Here is a 21132-nt window from a genome sequence, read left to right on the forward strand (position 1 = left end):
GAGGGAGTTGGGGGATAGGAAAGATAAGGGAGATAGAGAAGATGGGGAGCTAGAGAGAGCCATAGAAACCCTTACCTCTCACCCCTTACCCCCCACTCCCTCACCTTCCTCATCTCCCTCACCTTCCCCATCGCCCCGATCCCCCTGCTAGCGCTGGCGCTAAACTCATGGGGACACACGTGGAGAGACCATGACCGTTGACTACGACGCAGTGATTCTCGGCGGCACGGTGCAGGGGCGTGAGGCCGCTGCCTTTGCGGTGCGAGAGGGTGCGCGGGTAGCCCTGGTTGAGCCTCCAGGCGAAGTAGAGCGGCAGGTTCGTCGGCAGATTGTGCTTACCACCCTAGCTCAAGCTGGAGCCTCTCAAAGCCAAACCTGGGAGTCGTTGAAATCTCGGGTCAAAGCGCTAGAGGCGATCGCCTACCCCCACCTGAATCTCGATGGCTTGGCCACTAGCGGTGTGGATATAGTGCTAGAACCCGGCCAATTTAGCCCTCGGCCGAATCTGGCGGTGACGACGTTGACGCGGCGACTGCGATCGCGCGGCTACCTCCTCGCCCCCAATACCGCCGTTACCATCCCCGATATTCCTGGGCTAGCCGAAACCCCCCAACTGAGCCTCGACACGCTGCTAAACTTGGCGGTGCTGCCTGAGTCGGCGATCGTGCTGGGACGCAGTGCGGCGGCGATCGCCCTGGCCCAAGCCCTGGCTCAACTCGGTTGCCACACCACCCTAGTCACCCGAGGCGACACACTCCTCGCCACCGAAGACCCTGATATATCTGCTTTTGTGGAAGCGCTCCTGGAGGCGGCAGGAGTAACCCTCAAGCTTAACACTCGCTTAGACGCGATTCATTACAAAGATAGCGTTGAAGTCTTGTTAGCCAGTGGTGACTTACTCAAGGCTCAAACCCTGGTACTAGCTACCGCTTCCCACCCTGCCTTGGGGCCGCTCTACCTCAGCAGCATCGGCATTCAGCCTCAAATAGTTCACGGCGTTGCCACCGCTTTATCTGTGAACGATCGCCTCGCTACTGCCCATCCCCGAGTGTTTGCCTGCGGCCCGGCCCTAGGTGGCTACTGGGCCGAATCAACCGACCGCCAAGAGGTGGCGATCGCCCTGCGCAATGCGCTCTACCTGCCGCTGCGAAAGGTTTCCTTTCTCAACCGCCCTGCCCTGCTCCACACCACGCCAGAATATGCGCGGATCGGGCTCACCGCTGACCAAGCCCGTCACTGGTACGGCAGCGAAGCAACTGTGGTGCAAGTCGCTTTCGGTCAAGTTCTTAAGACCCACTACGGTAACGACATCACGGGCTTTTGCCGGTGGATAGTGCGCGCCGATGGGCAGCTGCTCGGTGCCCAAATTTGCGGCCCTGGAGCCAGCGAACTCATGCACACGGTAGCGCTGGCGATCGACCAGAATATTTCGCTGCCGCGGCTCGATCAGGTGCCAACGCTATCTCTCAGCCAAGCGGAGATCATTCCCTTAATGGTGAGCGAGTGGCAGCGGCAGCGCTGGCGGCACGGCACTTGGCGACGAGACTGGGCCGAGAACTGGTTTAACTGGCGGCGATCGCGGCGACGGCGGCTGTAAACAGGTAGGGGCCAACACCGTTTGCCCCTGTAGGGACTCGGATTTTCGACTACAGCCTTAGCGCAAGCTTTCGCAGGCAACACCGTCGCTATCGCCATCGAGACGGTGAGGGTCACCAGGGGTGGCGTTAAGCACAGCCTGAGCTTGTTCCCAGGTGGCAAAGTCGCCACAGTCGCAATCGCCAGACACACAGGCGGGCAAATTGGTCGGAGTCGCTGAAGGCGGGTTAACGGGAGCTGGCACAACAGCCGGTGGTGGATCCGTTGGGGTGGGGGATGTCCCGCCCCGACGAAAATCCCAGGGCATGGTGGGGTTGGGCTGGCTCCAAAAGTTGCGGCGAGCGTTGCGGGCCGCAGATTCGGCCTGGCGGTAGTCGTCAGCGGTGGCAGCGCAGCCAGAAATGTACTGTTCGTAAACGACGGCGTAGCCTTCACCCACCAGCTGTAGGCCAACCGATTGGCCGCCGCTGTAGATTTCAGCCACGGTTCTGCCGTAGCGATCGCGTTCAATCGCCCGCACCTCCACCATCTGCCCAGTCGAGAGCAACTGCCGCAGCCGCAGCGTTGCCTCGGGGCCGAAGGCTTGGCTGCTTTCGGGCGCATCCACACAAGCTAGACGAATGGTGATCGAGCCATCCTGCCCCTGCACACGCAGCGTATCGCCATCGCCCACAGAGACTACGGTTGCGGTGGGTAGGGTTTTAGCGGCAGCTTGGTGTGCATCTTGATCAGTGACGGCTGCTAAGGAATTTTGCTCACCGGTTGAAGCCTCGGCAATCTCTTGCTCTCTAGGTTGGGCACCAACAGCCCCTATCTCAGGCAAAGCCGAGCAACCAGAGAGCAAGACGAGCAGTCCCAAACTAGACAACCCCTCAATCAGGGCCGTCACATATCGACTTCGGGTTAGGGGCATTGTTGGGGCCAGTTATGCGATCGCTAGTTTCACAGAGAATGTCACCCTCTATACCAAGGATACCTATCCCAGTGATGCAGTTCAGGCAAGAACGTACTCAATCTAGCTAGACCAAGAGACAGCGATCGCTTCCCTCGCCCAAGGTTTAACCCATCAACATGACCGTATCCAGCACGTGGATGATGCCATTGTCGGCTTCAATGTCGGCAGCGAGTACCGTGGCATTTTTTACCTCAAACGCCTCATCATCAGAGAGGTTGTGAATGGGTATGGTCGCACCTTCAAGGGAACCCACCGTGCCGAGTTTGATCAGTTCATCCTTGGTGTATTTGCCCGCCACTACATGAAACTTGAGAATACGCCCCAGCTGAGGCGGATTTTGCACCAGGGTTTGCACCGTACCGGGGGGCAGCTTTGCAAAGGCGGCATCATTCGGCGCAAAGACCGTAAACGGCCCGGGGCTTTGCAGCGCTTCAACCAACCCCGCCGCCTGAACGGCGGCAACTAGGGTGGAAAAGCCTTCGGTATTGACAGCGATATCGACGATGGTAGGCATGGGGGTGGATGGGTGAGGGGTGGATGGGTGAGGGGTGGATGGGTGAGGGGTGGATGGGTGACTGGGTAATCAGGAGGCTGACTCATCCACTCATCCACCCATCTACCCATCTACCGGTAGTCCTGCCGCTGAACATCGCGCAGCCGAGCCTCAGGGCGCACAAAGCGATCCATTTGGGCTTCGAAGAATTGGCGGTTGGCCATTAGGTGGCGAGGGTTTTGGTCATCGAGGGGGTAGAGCAGTGCTGCCCGCAGAGCCTGGATCACCGCTGAGGTGACGTTGTACATCGATCGCTGAAAGGTGATCCCCAACTGGATCAGCATGTCGTCCTCGCCGCGACAGTGCTGCTGGTAATACTCCAACAGGTAGGGCGGCAGGAAGTGAAGCATGTCCTGCATTAGCAGTGTCGGGGGAATGCCCGCGCTGCCCACCGGGAAGACGTCGGCGTAGAGAATGCCATAGTGGAAGTCGTTTTGATCCTGCGGCACCTGACCAGCTTGGGCGTTGTAGGATTTGGTGCCTCGGAAGGGGGCGGTGCGGTAGAACACGGCTTCCACGTAGGGTAAAGCCGCTTCATACAGCCAGGTGAACCCACAAGATTTGGGGATCAGCTCGAAGCATTCGTCGCCCACATAAACGTGGTGGTAGATGGGGCGACCAGCCACGGCAAAGATGCCGTTGACCAAAAAGTCCATGGCGGCGGGCACGCCCGCAAAGCCACCTTCGTCATAGATGTCACTCATCTCGAAGAAGACCGGGGCCATCACTTCCCAAAACAGGCCCAGGTTGGAGTAGTAGGAGAGTTCGCGGCACTTTTCATAAAACATCTCGGGGAAGAGTTTGTGCAGCCCCAGCATGGCTGGGTTGCCCTTAAAGTAGGCGCGGATGGCGCGATCGCATGCCCCCTTATATTCCTCGGTATATAGATAGTCGTTGAACCGGCCGCCCATATCCTGGTGCCAGAGCATGGCCCGCATGCAGGCTTCGGCGAACTCCATGTTGACGCGATCGTGCCACAGGTGGTGGAACAGCTTGGGCAGTTTGCGCTTCAGCTCGCCCTTCTCCATAAATTCCAGCAGCTCTGGATGGGCTGTAGCTTCCCCCCGCCAAATTCGTAGGTCGGCGGTGTCACCCGCGTAGTGGTTGGGCAGGTCGAGGTACTCCTGGGGCAAAAAATACTTAAAGGCCGGTATGGGGTTCAAAAACACCCGCTCGGCAATGTAGAGCAGGTCGCGCCAATAGAAATCCATCGGCACGGCGTAGGCCTTGTAGATGCCGATGATCTGCATCAGGTTCTCCGGCGTGTCGGGCAGCATCGAGCCGCCGGCCTCTAGCCGGTGAATCACGTCGGCGTGGGGGTGGGTGGAGGGAGGGATGAGGGTTTGAGGTTGGGTGAGGGTGGGCATAGGGGTGAATGGGTTGGGGGTGGATGGGTGGGAGAGTTGTAAATGTTTAGTTTTGAGTTTTGAATTAGATTTGTTTCGGGAAGAACTTAAAATTCAACACTCAAAACTTTTGGCATGGGCAAAAAAGCGCGAATTCGGTCAATTTCGATCTGTTTGCTGCGGCGGGGCGACGAGATTCTTGTCCACGAGGCCTACGACTCGGTGAAAGAGCGAGGCTTTGCGCGCCCTCTGGGGGGCGGCATTGACTTTGGAGAAACCAGTGCCGAGGCGGCGATTCGCGAAATCAAAGAGGAGTTGGGGGCCGACATCACCGGGGTGGAGCTGCTGGGCATCGTGGAAAACATCTTTGTCTACGAGGGCGAGCCGGGGCACGAAATCGTGTTTGTTTACGATGGGCGGTTTGTGGATGAGTCGCTCTACGGGCAGGAGAGCCTAGATGTGGTGGAGGGGAAGCGGCAGTTTAAGGCGGTTTGGCGATCGCCCGCCGACCTCCGCGATGGCCCCCACCAGCTGGTTCCCGAACAAATTTGGGATTTCCTCTAAGTCCCACCGATCGCCGTAGGGTGCATTAGGCCGTAGACCCCTCTCGCTTTTACCGAACCATTTTGCTTTGGCCGTAATGCACCATCGCGGAAATTTATACCTTGGGTATATCGCGTTATGGGATGGTGCATTGCTTCGCGAATGCACCCTACGGGGTTGGGGGTCAGGGCAGGGTGGGGAGGGTGGCGATGGGGAGGGCGATCGCCCCATCGGGCTGCACCTCGAGCTCCTGAATTACCTCATCGGCGACGACCTCAGTAGTGAAGATAGGGATGTTAGACACCATCAGGCTGGCGGTCGGTTCGCCCCACTTCACCAGCCAGTTGGGCTGAATACCGAGGAACAGAATGAGCCCAGCGAGAATATAGGCGGGCAGTTTTTCAGAAAAGGTGACCTTGGGGAAATAGGCGATCGCATTGTCTAGCCGCCCAAAGCAGGTGCGGTTGAGCAGAATCACGAAGTAGACCGCCGTCAGGCCCGTGCCAATCACCCCCAGCAGGGTCTGCACCGGGTAGGCGGCATAGCTGCCCTGAAACACCAGAAACTCCGTCACGAACCCCACCAGTCCGGGGATACCGGCGCTGGCCATGCCCCCCAGCACCAGCAGCGCGCTGACCATGGGCAGCCCTCGCACCGGGTTCATTAGCCCGTTCAGCACGTCCAGTTCGCGGGTGCCGACTTTGGTCTCAATCACCCCGACCAGGTGAAACAGAATGGCCAGAATAATGCCGTGGGAAACCATTTGGCTCACCGCCCCGGTCAGTGCCAAGTCGGTCATCGCCGCGCCGCCCAGCAGCACGTAGCCCATGTGGCCAATCGAACTATAGGCCACCATGCGCTTGATGTCTTTTTGGGCGATCGCCGTCACCGCTCCATAGAGCACGCTCACCGCTGCCCACCCCGCCAGGTAGGGCGAAAACTGCGCCCAGGCATCGGGGAACAGCCCCAGACCAAAGCGAAATAGACCGTAGGTACCCAGCTTAGCCAGCACCCCGCCCAGCATCATCGCCACCGGGGTCGAGGCCGACACATAGGTATCGGGCAGCCAGGTGTGAAACGGCACCAGGGGAATTTTGATGCCAAAGGCCACCAGCAGCAGCCCTAGCAGCACTCCCTGCCACACCATCGGCAGGTCGTGGCCCATCACCGCGTAGTAGGTAAAGTCTTTAGCGCCGCTGAGCCAGACGGTACCGAGGAACCCGGCCAGCATCAGCGCGCCAGACAGCGCCGTGTAGAGCAAAAACTTGGTAGCCGCATAGGCTTTCTTCTCGCCGCCCCAGATAGCAATCAGCAGATACAGGGGCACCAGTTCAATCTCGTAGAGCAAGAAGAACAGCATCAGGTTTTGAGCCACAAAGGCTCCTGCCACACCGCTGCTCACCAGCAGCATCAGACTGTAAAAGAGCCGAGGTCGCTCAATTTGTGGGTTACTGCTCCAAATCGCGATCCAGGTGATCAGGCTGTTCAGCGCCACCATCAGCAGCGAGAGGCCGTCCAGACTGAGTTCGTAGTTGAGCCCTAGGGCAGGCAGCCAGGGCAAAAATTCGTGGAACTGAAAGCCGCCAAAGGCTAGATCAAACTGAGTGAATAGATAAAGAGTCCACAGCAGGGCGGCCCCGGAGGCAATTAGGGCACCGTTGCGGGCCTGTTGGCTGGGGAGGCCTGGCCAAAGGGAAATGGCGATCGCCCCGAGGAGAGGGATTAGGAGGAGGGGAGTGAGCATGGTGTTGGTGGATGGGTAGGGGGTGGATGGGTAGGGGGTGGATGGGTAGGGGGTGATGGGGTGATGGGTGACGGGGGATTAAACGCCCCAACTTCCTTGCTCCCCCACTCCACAGCTGTCTAAAACAGCGCCGATAGCGCCTGCCAGTTCATCAAAATCCCGAGTCCGGCAACGCCGAGGGCAATGGTGAGCACATAGAACTGAAGCTGCCCAGTGTTGCCATATTTGAGGGTTTCGCCGCTAAAGAGCGAGGCCAGGCCCACGGCATTGACTAGGCCATCAACCACGTAGCGATCGAGCCAATCAGTCATGCGCGACAGCACATCCACACCCAACACAAAGGTGTTGCGGTAGAGCTTAGGGGTGTAAAAGTCGTAGGCCAGCAGGTTTTGCAGGGGCTTTTGAATCAGCTTGCCTGGGTCTTCAACCATGCGGTTGACGTAGAGCAGGGTGCCGATCGCCGCCCCGAGAATGCTGGACCAGGTGAGCAGCAGAGCCATGTCTTGGCTAATCTCAGCCCAGGTGGGCAGCAGGTTGAACTGGGCCATGACCAACGGCAGGTGCAAGGCGAAACCAGCGACGATCGCCAGCGGCAGCACAATGAACCAGATCGGCTCGGGCGATCGCATTGTCATCTGCTGGGTCTTGCCAGCAAATATCAGACCCAGCAGCCGGGCCAGGCTAAAGGCCATCAGCCAGTTCACCAGCAGCACGATCGCTACCAGCAGACCGCGATCGCTGTGCCAGAGGCCAGACACCAGCGAGAGCATGGCCCAAAACCCACCGAGGGGAGGCAGGGCCACCAGGCTAGCGGCACCCGTAATCATGGCGATCGCGGTAACGGGGCGGCGGCCCCACAGGCCGCCCATTTGGGTCAGGTCTTGGGTGGTGATATTGATAATGATCGAGCCTGCGCCCATGACCAGAGCCGCCATGCCCAGGGCATAGATCAGGGCCAGCAGCAGGGCGGCACCGGGTTGGTGAGCGCCGAGAGCGATAAACATCAGCCCCATGTAGGCACTGCTGAGGTACGAGAGCACTCGCTTAATGTCAATTTGAGCCGCAGAGATCAGCGTCGCGCCGATCGCCGTCACCGCCCCGACCGCGATGGCAAAGGCTGAGGCCGTCGACGACAGGGCAATCACGGGCTCCAACTCCACCAGCACCCAGATGCCGGTCGTCACCACCACCGAATTGCGCAAAATGGTGCTGGGCAGCGGGCCTTCCATCGCCTCATCCAGCCACAGGTGCAGAGGGAACTGGGCGCATTTACTCATCGGGCCAGCAATTAGGCCAATACCAATGAGCGTGATCAACCCAGGATCCACATTTGCGGTTTGGGCCCAGGCCGCCAGCTCCCGAAAGTCCCAGGTGTGGGCGAGAGGATAGATGGCCAGCACCGCCATCAGCAGCACCAGGTCACCGACTCGCTTTGTCAGAAACGCGTCTCGGGCTCCGGTCACCACTAAGGATTGGTTGTACCAAAAGCCCACCAGCAGATAGGTGCCCAGGGTCAAAATCTCCAGCAGCATGTAGGCAAACAGCAGCGAGTTGCACAGCACCAGGGCGCACATACCCGCCTCAAACAGCGCCATCATGGCGAAAAAGCGTCCCCAGCCCCAGTCCATCTCCAGGTAGCCCACAGCGTAGATCTGCGACAGCAGATTCAGCGTGGTAATCAGTACACAGGCCCCTAGGGTAATCAGCGAGGCCTCTAGGGGAATGGCCAAATTTAGTCCCGCCACATCCAGCCAAGAGGCAAAGAAAAACTGGGGTGACGACTTCCCCCAGAGGGCCAAGAACGCCAGCAGGCTGTGAACCAGGGCAAGGGCCGTCATCACAACGTTGATGTACCCTGCCGGGCGCGGCCCAGTGCTACGAATAAAGGCCGGTGACCAGGGAATAGTCAGCAGCGCTCCCATCAGGGGATATAGGGGAATCAGCCAGCTGGTTTGGGCAATAATTGGAGTCATAGACGAGGCATCCTCGGGCAAAAGGACAGCGAAAGCATTACCTGGCAGGGGTTGGCAGCGGTTTCAGCCCAGACACTGAGTGCCCAGGGCAGGATTGACCTTTGTCAATCAAATCGCTATCTGAATAGACTTGAGCCTATTTTCAATAGAGTTTAGCCAATGCCTAGCCCAAAAAGAAAGGGGTAAATTGATTAAATGCTATTTGATTTTTGTTCCTGATTGATAATTTTCAATAATGCTTATCTGTTTTACCCCTCGCCTCCCTCAGCTTCTCTCAAAAACATCCTGACGTCGCGATCGCTTCCCGAAAAGTAAATTAGTAGCGATGAAGCCCCCCTGACGCCCCCTCAGGCATCGCCACGCCTCAGCGGTTTTAGTCATCAGGGGAAACAACGTGGCCGATAATCATTGGTTGACAAGGGCCGAACGCGCTTTAGTTGTAGGGTCTGGCGTCGGTGCCGTGGCGTCGATTGCTGCCCAAAACATTGCTCTGGCCTCGGCACCGCTCACGGTGCTGGCGGCGGTTGGGCTACTCAACCGCACCCGTGTTGAGCAGCAGCTTGAAGAAGCCCAGGAAAAGCTCGCCCGCCAGCACCGTCAAACCGGGCACCGCCTCACCAACCTGACCAAACAGGTGACGGCTATGCCTTCGCCCGAGGCGCTGACCAACTTTCAGCGGGCGGTGATGGATCGCAACAACCACTCCTTCATCCGCTTTGCCAAGCAAATCAACGGCCTCAAAGCCCACGTTGACGAGCGACTTGAGGCGCTGCCCGTTCCTGACCTAGCTGACATCAACCAGCAGATTGCCCAGCTCCAGGAGCAGTCGGCCGCGGCCCAAGTGAGCTTCGAAAACCTCAACACTTACATGCAGCGGCTGGCCACCACGCCTCGGGTAGAAGCCGCCGAAAACAAGCTCTCCCAGGTCAAAACCGACCTGATGCAGACGCGGGTGAGCCTCGAGAACTTGCGCTCAGAAACCCGCATCCTGGTCACCAACCTGCAAGACGCTCTGGGGCAAATCGATCGCCGCTGGCAGGAGTTTCCCCAGACCAATGCCCCTGGCCAATACCGGGCTGGAATGGGGGAGGTGGTCAAGGCCATGGCTGCCCTGGTGCCCCAGTCAGAATTTAGCCGGCTAGTAGATCACGTCAAAGAATTGACTCGCCAGCAAACCCGCATAGAACAGGCCCTCACCAAAATTCCGGTGGGCACGGTAAACGGGTTGCCGGCGACACCGCCCAGCACCGCCGAGCTAGAGCGCCTGACCGCTGAGGTGCAGCATTTGCAGCAGCAGGTCAGCCGCCAGGAAACCGCTGGCCACACCCAGGAACAGGTGCAGCAGGTGGTATCGCAATACCTAGGGCAGGTGAAGGCCCAGGTGGCCCAGCTGGAGGGAGTAACGCGATCGCTCTCCGAACGGCAGCAGCAGTTCACGAGCCAGCTGGTCACCGCCCCCGACGACGCCGCAAATCGCAAAGCTCTGATGCAGCTAGCACGGCGGGTACAGCAGACCGAAACCGAGCTCAAAACCTCGCGCCAAGAGCCCGTAGCCATAGCCAAGCCGCTGCCCTTACCCCAGCCCGACTGGATCATTGACTTCCCTGTGGCCAACGCCGTGGAACCCCAGGCCATGGCCAGCCGTCACGCCCTTGAGACTGCCCTCAAAACTGCCACGCGGCGGGTGCTGCTAGTGTGGCCCTGGGCGAGCTACGTCACCATTGACGACAGCCTGCTAGAGCAATTTCGCCAGCTGCTCGATCGCGGCGGCCAGCTCGAGATTGGCTGGTGCCACCGGGGCGACCAGCACGATGGCCGCCTGGCGTGGCGCATCAGCCAGCGCTGGGGCACCGAGTCGAGCCAGCTCCAGTTGCTCAAGGCCTCCCTCAATCAGCTCTTGCCCCTGCGAGAAAACTACCCCGATCGCTTTAAATTCAGAATTATGGGCACGGCTGAGAGCTATCTGGTCTGCGACAGCGGTAGCAGCGCCCCCGCTGACACCATGGGGAACACCTACGCCGTTGTCAGCCTCAAGGCGCTGCCCACCCAGAGCGCCGCCATCCCTGATCTAGACGCCAAGCTGCGCACCGCCGAACCCGCTGTCGTCCAAGCCCTCATGCAGCGCTTCCACGACCCGGCCATTCCCCCTGGGGACACTGTGGCCTTCTTTAACCGAGGTACTACCCGCCACGACCTGCGCGACCAGCCCGGAGCAATTAGCGACTACAGCCAGGTAATTAACCTCCAGCCCGACCACGCCATTGCCCTCAACAACCGCGGGGTGGCCCAGCTCGAACTCAACCAGGTCGAGGCCGCCGAGGCTGACCTCAGTGAGGCGATTCTGCAAAACGGCAAGCTGTTTGCTCCCCACTGCAACCGGGGCTGGTTGCGCCTAGAGCAGCGCCGCTACGCCGCGGCGATCGCCGACTTTACCCAAGCCGTGACTCTCAAGCCCCACCTGCCCATGGCCTACGTATACCGGGGCAGTGCCCTACACAAGCTGGGCGACTTCAAAGGCGCGGTGCGCGACTACAGCGACGCCATTGCCTGCGGCGACCCCATTGCGCTGCCCTACTGCTACCGCAGCGCTGCCTACCAGAGCCAGGGCGATCAGGCCAGGGCGATCGCCGATCTAGAGCGAGCCAGCGCCTATCTCGAGGCCCAGGGCGATCGCCAGGGTCTCTCCTCCGTGCAGCGTACCCTGAGCCGGTTGCAGAGTATGACAGCGTAGGAGGACGAGGGAGTGAGGAAGGTTAAGGAAGCAACAGTTTCTTGTCTTTAATCTAATTTCCTCATCCTTCCCATCTACTCCTTACCCATCCACTCATCCACCCCCTACTCCCTTACTCCCCTACGCCCCCACTTCCTCTGCTACTGGACTCTCCTCCATAGCCGGCCTCAGTGCCAGATACAAACACGCGCCTACCAAAGGAAGTGCCAGCACCGCCGCTACAATCCAGGGCTGACTCATGCCCCGGCGGGCCATGTCGTCGCGCAGCAGCACCGGGAACAACAGCCACAGGGCAACAAAGTCCAGCGACATGACGTGGATAAAGCGGCTGGTCTGCCACTGCTGCCAAAAATCAGGCCAATCTCCTTTAAGTAATGCAAAGGCAGCTAGGGCGATCGCCCCCGCCGCTAGCACTGCCCCTAGCCAGCGAGATTCCAATAGGCGCAGCAGCGCACTTTTGGGGCCGCTAAAGCTGGGGTGAGGCTGTCGCAGCGCTAAGTAGGGCAGCAGCGCAAAAGCTCCCACCGCAAACGACACCACCACAAAGGGCCAGGCCCGCTGCTTTTGTTCGTGGCCGTCCACCAGAGCCACCGCGGCGTAAACCATTGGCCAAATTCCCATAGCGTTAAACAGGGCTATGACGGTAGGGTTAATGCCCTCCCACGCGCCCGTGGAAAGTTTTAAGATCAGTTCAGCGGTGTCAGGGCGATTGGGAGGAGCAAGTATAAATGCATACAGAATAAACCCAAACCAAACGCCCCAAAAAATCAATCGATTCATGCCTTGTCGAGTGCTAAGTTTCTCACCAAATTATCAAACAAAAGCAACGAAGTCTGTCAGCCTAGAAGAAAGCAAATAAGCTGTATTCAAGCCACACAGCCCCCATGTATAGCGATTGTAAAAAAATAATTAAACACATTTTGAACTGTAAATTTATGTTCCTGAGTCTTAGTTAAAGAAGCGTTAACCTTACTCATAAATCTCATTTTTAAGGTCGCTTTTCATACCCCTTCACAGTCTGTATGCCCCAGTTTTGGGAACCTGCCGTGCCATTAGTCGCCCCCCGTGAGTCTGGCGCTTCCCCGACTCACCATAGAAGCATTATGCACATTAAATATTTCCTCGAGCTTTACGAAGCTGGCTATCGTGACTTCACCGGCATTAGCCTGGCCGGTGGTGACTTTAGCCATCACATTTTGGTAGACGTGGACCTCAGCCGCGCCAATCTTAAAGGTGCCAACCTCAGCCGCTCCTTTCTCACCCAGGCTAACCTCGACTACGCCACCCTCAACTGGGCGAACCTGAGCTTTGCCAAAATGAGCGAGACTCACCTGAACCAAGCAGACCTCACCAAGGCCAACCTGCGTGGATCCTTCTTAGTACGAGCTGACCTGCGCAATGCCAAGCTCAGCGGCTGCGACCTGTGCCATGCCAACCTGCGCAATGCCGATTTGCGGGAGGCCAATCTCTGCGGCGCTAACCTGACCGGGGCCAATTTGCGCGGTGCGAACCTGAGCGGGGCCAACCTATCCTGGGCGCATCTCACCGGGGCCCGACTCAGTGGGGCCGACCTAGAGCGCACCTGCATGGATGCCGTCAACCTAGAAGGAGCCTGGCTCAACGGCGTAGACCTCCACGGTATGAATTTGGCTGGGGCCAACCTCAAAGAGGCCAAACTCAATGGGGCCAACCTCGACCACGCCAACCTCAGCTCGGCCAATCTTACCCACACCACCATGCGTGGGGTGAGTCTATTAGGGGCCGACCTCAGCGGCTCTGATCTGACCGGGGCCGTATTGTGGAACGGCATGCTTGACGGCGTAGATCTATCGCGGGCTGACCTCACCCGTGCCCACTTGGGGGAGGCGTCTCTTAAAGCAGCCGTGGTGGTGGGCACTGAGTTCACCGAGTCGGTGCTGCCGGAAGAAGCTCGCACCTACCTCTACGAAACGGTGCAGGGGGAAACCCGTTGGACCCACCGTCCAGCCCGGGAAACCCTGAACCAATCGCAGTTTGTCGATCGCATTCCCCAGCAGTGATGTCGCCCCCATCGTTAGGAGTCGTTCTGGTCACCGCTGGCTCTGAGGCCGAGGCCGAGAGCATAGCCCGCCATCTGGTAGAGGCCTGTCTAGCCGCTTGCGTCAGCGTGCTGCCGGTGCGTTCTATTTATCGTTGGCAGGGCAAAATTCACGCCGAGCCCGAGTGGCAGCTGATCGTCAAAGCCGACCTCAACCAGTTTGATGCGATCGCCCAGGCCATCACCCAGCACCACAGCTATGAGGTGCCCGAGATCATTGCTCTACCGATTGTGGCTGGTTTGCCCGACTACTTGAGCTGGCTCCAGGCCCAGGCGCAGCCGTTTTGAAAGCAAAAAAAGGACCGGCCAACGGCCAGCCCTTCAGCTACTCAAGGAGATTTGCAAACACAGTCAAGTCAACCTAACGCCGGTAGGCCAAAGCCACCTCACTCTCAATCTCAGCTGGCTCAGACACCAAAACCGTTTCGATCTGGATGGTTGGGCTTGGATTAACCTCAGTCTCTAGGGCTGCCGCCGCTTGGGCTTGCCAGCGCTGGCGCGTTAGCAGAGTGCCACCGGATAGCAGAGCGGCGATCGCTCCCACTCCACCAAGGGCTATCCCCAGAGCATTGGTGTCAGGCGAAGCCACCAAAAAGCCGTTAGGCCCATCGTTCGCTGTTGAGAGCTCAGAATCACCCCAATTAGACAGGATATAGCCAGAATACGCAGTTCCAGAGCCGACAGTGATTACAAGACCAACCACCGCTATAGAAGCCGCCAGGGCAGAACGAGAGAGAAGTTTCATAGCCAGATGGAGAGAGAACACCACAACGTAACGCCATTGTTGCGGCACTTGCTCAATTTCACAGCTTCAGGGGCTACAGAATCTCAGAAAAATCACGGCAGGCAGAGGGGAGATAAGGAAGGTGAGGGAGACGCAGAAGGTTGGGGAGATGGGGAGGTCGGGGAGAAAGCGTTGAAGGGGTAGGGTTGAAGATTGATCGCGGTTCCCCCGATCGCCCTTCCCTACAAACTAATTACAAGCAGGGGTTGAGCAGACGAAACTCTGTACCTGGAGTGGATACCGACCGCTGAAGGTCAAGACTTCCTGGCTTTTGGGCTTCACACCTAAAGAAAACCTTTGGGAGCATGGCCATCCTGAAAAAGTTGTTTAGGCTGTTGACAGTTTTGATGCCAGTAGCATTCTTTGTGGCATTCCGTTAACGTCCTACTACCCGCCCACCCTACAGTTTTCCGTAGAAATCCGTTTTAGACCTCCGACCGAACCGTTACCGAGAGTATTGATATGGCACAGAGTTTTGGTGTAATTGGGCTCGCCGTTATGGGCGAGAACCTGGCGCTTAACGTCGAGAGTAAAGGCTTTCCGGTGGCCGTGTACAACCGCACTGCCGCCGTGACCGAACGTTTTATGGAAAAGCGTGCCCAGGGCAAAAATGTTAAGGCCACCTACAGCCTTGAAGAGTTCGTGCAGTCGTTAGAGCGGCCTCGGCGCATTTTGGTCATGGTTAAAGCCGGGGCGCCCGTAGATGCCGTCATCGACCAGCTGCGCCCTCTGCTGGACGATGGCGACATGATTATGGACGGCGGCAACTCCCTCTACGAAGACACCGAGCGCCGCACAAAGGATTTGGAATCTACTGGCCTGCGGTTTATCGGTATGGGGGTCAGCGGCGGCGAAGAGGGAGCGCTGCTCGGCCCCAGCTTGATGCCTGGCGGCACCCGCGCGGCCTACGACTCGATCGAGCCCATCGTTAAGAAAATTGCGGCTCAGGTCGATGATGGCCCCTGTGTTACCTACATCGGCCCTCGCGGCGCGGGTCACTACGTCAAAATGGTGCACAACGGCATTGAGTACGGCGATATGCAGCTGATTGCCGAAGCCTACGACCTGATGAAGAGCGTATTGAGCCTCAACCACAACCAGCTCTTCGACGTGTTCGCGGAGTGGAATCTCACCGATGAGCTGAATTCCTTTTTGATCGAAATCACCGCCGACATCTTTACCAACATCGACGCCGAAACCGGTGAGCCCTTGGCTGAGCTGATTCTAGATGCGGCGGGACAAAAGGGCACAGGTCGCTGGACGGTGATGAGCGCCCTGGAGCTAGGCGTGGGCATTCCCACCATTACCGCCGCGGTGAATGCGCGGATTATGTCGTCAATTAAAGAGGAGAGGGTAGCGGCGTCTAAGGAGCTGAGCGGTCCCACGGCCAGTTTTGACGGCGATGTCAAAGCAGTGGTGAACAAAATTCGCGATGCGCTGTACTGCTCAAAGATTTGCTCCTATGCCCAGGGCATGGCGCTGATTGGCGCGGCCTCTAAGGCCTACGAGTACGATGTCAACCTAGGTGAAACGGCTCGGATTTGGAAGGGGGGCTGCATTATTCGGGCGGGCTTTTTGAATAAGATCAAGCATGCCTATGACGAAAACCCCAGCTTGCCTAACCTGCTGCTGGCTCCTGAGTTTAAGCAGACAATTCTCGATCGCCAGACGGCTTGGCGGGAAGTAATCGCCATGGCGGCGACGTTTGGCATTCCGGTGCCGGCGTTTAGTGCGTCGCTGGATTACTTTGACAGCTACCGGCGCGATCGCCTGCCCCAAAACCTGACCCAGGCGCAGCGTGACTACTTTGGGGCGCATACGTACCTACGGGTCGATAAGGAGGGCACGTTCCACACGGAGTGGACAAAGGCTCCAGCGCGGGTGTAAATCGTTCTTTGCACTAGATCACCTCATCACATAAGTTGCCGTCGATCCCTTGTGGGTCGTCGGCATTTTTTGTCGTAGGGGCGAATAGTTATTCGCCCGATGCAATGTCTACGGCTTTGCTCAAGCTGGATACTACATCAGCATTGTTTTTCTATGGGGGCTGGGTTGTGGCAGCGCACAATTGGGGTCAAAAGCCAGATCTACTGCTGGGGGCATTTCGCAGCCCCCAGACCCCTTCGACAAGGACGTTCCGTCGTCCTTGACCTCACGGAAAGGACTGACCTGCCATCGGTTTAAACCTCTGTTCTGCAAATTGATCTGTTGGTAAATCTAACGAACCTAGGCCATGAAATTTGTAGGGTGCATCCGCGTAGCGATGCACTGCCAAACGTTCTTTATAGTAGAGACATCTCCTTACGCAAGGTTTCTATGGCTGGTCTCCCGCCGGGTTTGCTAATTCGCACTGCTAAGCAGGTTTGGACAACGCTGTGGCAGACCATGATGGGTCAGATGGCTCCCAGCAGCAAAAGTGGCGACTACCAGCGGCCTGAGAGCGCGTTTCGCCAGTGGGTTACCTCCGATGGAGCCTATCTACCTGAAGCGAATCGCTATCAGTTGATCGTTGGCATGGGCTGTCCGTGGGCGCACCGGACTTTGGTGACGCGGGCCTTGAAGGGACTGGAAGAAGCCATTTCAGTTCTGCCCGTGATCCCGTCTCCTGACGAGGGCTGCTGGGTGTTTGAAACGCCCTTTCGCGGCTGTCGCACGCTGCCAGAATTCTACCGCCAGGTCAAGCCAGGCTATCAGGGGCGAGCGACGGTACCGGTGCTGTGGGATCGGCAGAAGGCCAGCATTGTCAATAACGAAAGTGCCGACATTATCGTTATTTTGAATGAGGCGTTCAATGAATGGGCGACCCGGCCAGAGGTTGACCTTTATCCAGATGCCTTAAAAGCCGAGGTTGACCAGTGGAACGATCGCACCTACCAAGCCGTTAACAATGGCGTCTACCGCTGCGGCTTTGCCCAAACCCAGGCCGCCTACGATCGCGCCGTCACCGAGCTATTTGATGCACTGGATGTGACCGATCAGGCTTTGGGCGATCGCCCCTACCTCTGCGGCGACAAGGTGACCCTGGCCGATGTGCGGCTGTTTACGACGCTGTTTCGATTCGATGTGGTCTATTACAGCCTGTTCAAGTGCAACCGCCGCCGCATTCAAGACTACGCCCATCTCGGCCCCTACCTGCGGCGTCTATATCAACTGCCTGGCGTAGCGGAGACCTGCGACATTGAGGCGGTCAAGCGAGACTACTACGGCAACCTATTTCCGCTAAATCCGGGCGGTATTATTCCCTCTGGGCCAGATTTGGGGTATCTAAAGGCTCCGGTCGAGGTGCTGGCTAGTCGGTAGCGATTGCAGATTCAGGCCATCTTGCCGAGCACAACCGGGGCTATCCCTGAAAGGTGACGGCGTTCGCGCTGCAGGTAGAGCCAAATCGGTAATTGCTGTACGTACTCGTTAGGCCCATCGAAGGCAATACTGCCAGTCCTCAGGGCTTGCTCTAGGCTCTCATAGCCCATCACTACATGGGTAAAGACGCTGAGGTCAGCGTAGATAATGACATCAACGCTAAAACCGGGGTCTTGAAAGCAAACATCAACCCGTTCTGACTCGACCACCATCCAATAGCTGCGCTCTTTCTGTTTTCCTTTGGTCAGGCCGCGCAGGTCGAATTGCAAAACCACTTTGGTAGCTGGAAACGCCCCAAGATTAATGCCCCGCCGCATGGCCCACATTAGTAGCCGGTCATCCAGCTGATCAGGGGAGAGGCGATCGCAGGTCCAGTGGGAGGCCCAAACCCCCATTTGGTCAATCAGAGGACGCAGCGCTTCCCCCGCCGGAGTGAGCAAATAAACCGATCCCGGCCCAGTCGTTTTTTCCTGGCGAGTAATAATGCCAGCCAGCTCTAACTCCTTGAGACGCTTAATCAGCAGAGCCCTCGACATCAGCGGCACTCCATAGCTAATCTCATTGAAGTGGTGACTGCCAGACATCAACTCCCTCAAAATCAGGGGTGTCCAGCGCTCACAAATAATTTCCGCCGCCCTAGAAATAGGGCAGTACTGTCCATATCCCTTTCCCATGGCAACTATCCTCATCGGTTATTTCAATCTGTAACGGAAGTACAGATTGTGATCTTGTACCCCAGGGGCTTCAACAACAGAATAGACCCATCCAACGATTTCAGTTTTCAAGGAGCCCCCATGCTTGAACTTCTTAATCAACCCACCCATCAACAGCAAAATCGCGACTGGCTAGCCTTCGCTCAGTCGCTAGGTCAACAGTTTTCCCCCAGCGAACAGGCCGCCGATGCCAACGATACCTTTGTCGCCGAAAATTTTGAAATACTACGACAGTCGGGGCTATCGGCCATGGGTGTTCCCCAAGAATTTGGTGGGGGAGGTGCTAGCTATACAGAGGTTTGTGAAACTTTAAAAACCTTAGCTCGCCACTGTAGTTCGACCGCTCTAGCCTTTTCAATGCACACCCACCAGGTCATGGTACCGGCTTGGAAATGGCAGCACCAAAACGCTCCGGTAGATGGGTTACTCAAACGCATTGCCCAAGAGAAAATTATTCTGCTTAGCAGTGGCGGCGGCGATTGGCTGCCCGGCTCTGGCACCGCGACTCGCACCGAAGGTGGTTTCCTAATTACGGCGCGCAAAGCCTTTGCTAGCGGTGCCCCAGCCGGCGATTTGCTCATGACTAGCGCCGTCTATGACGACCCTGCCGAAGGAAAAACGGTACTGCACTTTGCCCTGCCTATGCAGACCCCTGGTGTTTCAATTGTGCCTACCTGGCAAGCCATGGGCATGCGCGGCACCGGCTCCCACGACATTGTGCTGGCTAATGTTTTTGTATCCGATCAGGCGATCGCCCTGCGTCGTCCGGCCGACAAATGGCACCCGGCATTTCATTTGATCACCATGATTGCCTTCCCCATTATTTATTCGGTCTATGTTGGGGTAGCTGAGGCCGCCAGAGATTTAGTCGTTCAGCACATTAGCAACTGTGATGATGAGCATATTTACTATCAAGTTGGCGGCTTAGACAATGAGCTAACGGCGGCTAAGATTGCCTTACAACATATGATTTCAACCAGCATCTCTAGCCAGCCTGGTTTTGATATCACCAACCAAATTATGACGGGTCGAGCCTTGGTAGCGCGATCGGTGCTCGGGGTTGTCGATATGGCCATGGAAATCGCTGGAGGTCGTTCTTTTAACCGCCCCTTTGGCTTAGAAAAACTCTTCCGCGACGCCCAAGGTGTACGGTTTCACCCCCTGCGAGATGAGGCCCAACGTAAACTTTCCGGGCAATTAGCTCTCGGGTACGACCGCACACTGCTGTAGTCACAATCGCAAAAGCTAGGGCAGAGAGTAGCGCTTATCTACTTTTTAGGGAGCAGTACTCTCTGCCTTGGCCTAGAACTACTCCACCACCCTTTCCTTACTGAGAGATAAATCCTGTTACTAGCAGAGGCAGCAAAATCAGCCCGGTCAAAATCACCATCAGGGTGGGCACATCGATTTTAAGCACGTTTTTCTCGGTCGCCGAGGGATTGCGCTTAGAAACATTGGGGTCAGTCATAGCGATTACACCACTCCGGTCAAGGTACCTGAGTCTAGCTCTAGGGTATCGCCCACGCCATCGCCCGTATGGTAGGCCGATATCAACACCTCGCTGGTTTTACCCCAGGCAATTTGACCCCATTGGCTCAAAGCGATCGCTCCAAAATCCCGGCCATGATTCGTCGCTTCCGCAAAGGATTTTTCAAACGCCGTCGCTATGTCCATACCATCGGTCACCCGCACGACAATGCGGGCCGCCAGGCATTCGTCGAGAATGTCTTCGCCAATGCCCGTACAACTCACCGCCGCCAAAGCGTTAGCGTAGGTTCCGGCTGGGGTGGCCGAGTCGCTCACCCGCCCCAGCCGCTCTAGCCCCTTACCGCCGGTAGAGGTACCCACGGCTAGGTGCCCCGACCCATCCAGCACAATCACCCCAATCGTACCCCGCCGACTTTCGGAGTCAGCAGGCACATCTACGGTCTCTGCCACCACCCCAGCCATAGCGCTTTGAAAGTTGCTGGCCCGCTCCCTCATCCATTCTTTCAAACGGAGGTCAGTCACCGGGTCAAAGGGCACCAGGCCCATCTCGCGGGCCAGCTCAGCCGCGCCATAGTCAGAGACGATGCGATCGGCAGCGGGTTGTAGGTAGGCCGCCAGGTCGATCGGATGCCGCACCCGCGACACGTTGATAACGCCGCTAAACCGCTGAGCCTCACCATCCATCAGACCCGCACTCATGCGCACCTGGCCGTCAGATTGCAGCACTGAGCCATAGCCCGCGTTGAAGTGGGGCGAATCTTCCATCAGCTGACAGCCCAGCACGACGCAATCACGGGCGCGAGCCCCCGACTCAGCTTTGCTATACACCTCGTTGACAATACTGTGTAAATCTTCTCGCAGGGTCAGCAGCCTTTCCTTGTGGCCCACTGAGCTACCCGCTCCTCCGTGAATGATTACCTTAGGTAAGGCCTGGGTCATGGCAGCCGTCCTTAAAAATGCTTTCCTATCTTAAGGGGTTGATTATTAGATAACTGTAGCGAGGGCGATCGCACTGCCAACCCAATTCGCTCAGCTCATTGGGTTGAGGTTTTCATCCAAAATTCCACCGAGGCAACAGACGGTGGACTAGGTTGGCGAGAATGTCCTTGTTTTGGGTTAGAGGCTCTGCTGGCGATGACGACGGCAGCGATCGCTGCAATATTTCACCTCATCCCAGCAGTCGGCCCACTTTTTGCGCCAGGTAAACGGGCGCTGGCATACCGGGCAAACCTTGGTAGGTAGATCGGATTTGGCACGCTGCTTCGGCAC

The 21132-nt window shown here is 57.5% G+C and carries 19 protein-coding genes; 8 read left to right on the forward strand and 11 right to left on the reverse strand.

Features of this window, described 5'->3' with window-relative positions:
• Positions 1–190 precede the first annotated feature (190 nt).
• Positions 191–1597, forward strand: a complete 1407-nt coding sequence (locus H6F59_RS18215; protein WP_190703365.1) for an FAD-dependent oxidoreductase — start codon at positions 191–193, stop codon at positions 1595–1597.
• Between the two features lie 57 nt (positions 1598–1654).
• Here the strand turns inward: H6F59_RS18215 and H6F59_RS18220 are convergent, their stop codons facing one another.
• From H6F59_RS18220 to H6F59_RS18230, 3 genes are all read right to left on the reverse strand, one after another.
• Positions 1655–2509, reverse strand: a complete 855-nt coding sequence (locus tag H6F59_RS18220) for a thermonuclease family protein (protein ID WP_190703368.1) — start codon at positions 2507–2509, stop codon at positions 1655–1657.
• Positions 2510–2654: 145 nt separating this feature from the next.
• Positions 2655–3065 carry a fasciclin domain-containing protein gene (locus tag H6F59_RS18225; RefSeq protein WP_190522362.1) on the reverse strand — a complete coding sequence of 137 codons (411 nt, stop codon included), beginning with the start codon at positions 3063–3065 and terminating at the stop codon, positions 2655–2657.
• A gap of 110 nt (positions 3066–3175) precedes the next feature.
• Positions 3176–4471 (reverse strand): CO2 hydration protein, encoded by a 1296-nt coding sequence (locus tag H6F59_RS18230; protein WP_190703371.1) that lies wholly within the window; start codon positions 4469–4471, stop codon positions 3176–3178.
• Between the two features lie 114 nt (positions 4472–4585).
• Here H6F59_RS18230 and H6F59_RS18235 point away from each other — a divergent pair, with 114 nt between their 5' ends.
• Complete coding sequence (locus tag H6F59_RS18235; protein ID WP_190703374.1) at positions 4586–5014, forward strand: NUDIX hydrolase; 429 nt, start codon at positions 4586–4588, stop codon at positions 5012–5014.
• 163 nt (positions 5015–5177) lie between these two features.
• Here H6F59_RS18235 and H6F59_RS18240 read toward each other — a convergent pair whose 3' ends face one another.
• On the reverse strand, positions 5178–6737 hold the full coding sequence (locus H6F59_RS18240) for an NADH-quinone oxidoreductase subunit M (protein WP_190703377.1): 1560 nt from the start codon (positions 6735–6737) through the stop codon (positions 5178–5180).
• Between the two features lie 119 nt (positions 6738–6856).
• Positions 6857–8710 carry an NAD(P)H-quinone oxidoreductase subunit F gene (locus tag H6F59_RS18245; protein ID WP_190703380.1) on the reverse strand — a complete coding sequence of 618 codons (1854 nt, stop codon included), beginning with the start codon at positions 8708–8710 and terminating at the stop codon, positions 6857–6859.
• 394 nt (positions 8711–9104) lie between these two features.
• Between H6F59_RS18245 and H6F59_RS27385 the strand changes: the two genes are divergently transcribed.
• On the forward strand, positions 9105–11441 hold the full coding sequence (locus tag H6F59_RS27385; RefSeq protein ID WP_190703383.1) for a tetratricopeptide repeat protein: 2337 nt from the start codon (positions 9105–9107) through the stop codon (positions 11439–11441).
• Between the two features lie 120 nt (positions 11442–11561).
• On the opposite strand, the gene H6F59_RS18255 is transcribed toward H6F59_RS27385, so the two are convergent.
• A complete protein-coding gene (locus H6F59_RS18255; protein WP_190703387.1) occupies positions 11562–12221 on the reverse strand; it encodes a DUF2834 domain-containing protein in 660 nt (219 codons plus the stop codon).
• Positions 12222–12463: 242 nt separating this feature from the next.
• Between H6F59_RS18255 and H6F59_RS18260 the strand changes: the two genes are divergently transcribed.
• Together H6F59_RS18260 and cutA are read left to right on the forward strand one after the other, a co-directional pair.
• Positions 12464–13480, forward strand: coding sequence for a pentapeptide repeat-containing protein (locus H6F59_RS18260; protein ID WP_242021554.1), 1017 nt, complete (start codon positions 12464–12466; stop codon positions 13478–13480).
• On the forward strand, positions 13480–13806 hold the full coding sequence (gene cutA, locus H6F59_RS18265; RefSeq protein ID WP_190703390.1) for a divalent-cation tolerance protein CutA: 327 nt from the start codon (positions 13480–13482) through the stop codon (positions 13804–13806). Before H6F59_RS18260 ends, cutA begins: the two co-directional genes overlap by 1 nt.
• Positions 13807–13879: 73 nt before the next feature.
• Here cutA and H6F59_RS18270 read toward each other — a convergent pair whose 3' ends face one another.
• Positions 13880–14263, reverse strand: coding sequence for a hypothetical protein (locus tag H6F59_RS18270; RefSeq protein WP_190703393.1), 384 nt, complete (start codon positions 14261–14263; stop codon positions 13880–13882).
• 501 nt (positions 14264–14764) lie between these two features.
• Here H6F59_RS18270 and gndA point away from each other — a divergent pair.
• Together gndA and H6F59_RS18280 are read left to right on the forward strand one after the other, a co-directional pair.
• Entirely contained in the window at positions 14765–16189 is a 1425-nt protein-coding gene (gene gndA / locus H6F59_RS18275; RefSeq protein ID WP_190703395.1) for an NADP-dependent phosphogluconate dehydrogenase, read from the forward strand.
• A 429-nt stretch (positions 16190–16618) separates the two neighbouring features.
• Positions 16619–17602 (forward strand): glutathione S-transferase family protein, encoded by a 984-nt coding sequence (locus H6F59_RS18280; protein WP_190703398.1) that lies wholly within the window; start codon positions 16619–16621, stop codon positions 17600–17602.
• Between the two features lie 11 nt (positions 17603–17613).
• Here the strand turns inward: H6F59_RS18280 and H6F59_RS18285 are convergent, their stop codons facing one another.
• Positions 17614–18336 carry a winged helix-turn-helix transcriptional regulator gene (locus H6F59_RS18285; protein WP_190703403.1) on the reverse strand — a complete coding sequence of 241 codons (723 nt, stop codon included), beginning with the start codon at positions 18334–18336 and terminating at the stop codon, positions 17614–17616.
• A gap of 120 nt (positions 18337–18456) precedes the next feature.
• Between H6F59_RS18285 and H6F59_RS18290 the strand changes: the two genes are divergently transcribed.
• Positions 18457–19605, forward strand: a complete 1149-nt coding sequence (locus tag H6F59_RS18290; protein WP_190703406.1) for an acyl-CoA dehydrogenase family protein — start codon at positions 18457–18459, stop codon at positions 19603–19605.
• A 97-nt stretch (positions 19606–19702) separates the two neighbouring features.
• On the opposite strand, the gene H6F59_RS18295 is transcribed toward H6F59_RS18290, so the two are convergent.
• The 3 genes from H6F59_RS18295 to H6F59_RS18305 form a co-directional block, all read right to left on the reverse strand.
• Complete coding sequence (locus H6F59_RS18295; RefSeq protein WP_190703409.1) at positions 19703–19843, reverse strand: hypothetical protein; 141 nt, start codon at positions 19841–19843, stop codon at positions 19703–19705.
• A 5-nt stretch (positions 19844–19848) separates the two neighbouring features.
• Positions 19849–20802 carry an isoaspartyl peptidase/L-asparaginase gene (locus H6F59_RS18300; protein WP_190703412.1) on the reverse strand — a complete coding sequence of 318 codons (954 nt, stop codon included), beginning with the start codon at positions 20800–20802 and terminating at the stop codon, positions 19849–19851.
• A 177-nt stretch (positions 20803–20979) separates the two neighbouring features.
• Entirely contained in the window at positions 20980–21132 is a 153-nt protein-coding gene (locus tag H6F59_RS18305; RefSeq protein ID WP_190522321.1) for a DUF2256 domain-containing protein, read from the reverse strand.

It is taken from the genome of Nodosilinea sp. FACHB-141 (assembly GCF_014696135.1).
Classification (GTDB): domain Bacteria; phylum Cyanobacteriota; class Cyanobacteriia; order Phormidesmidales; family Phormidesmidaceae; genus Nodosilinea.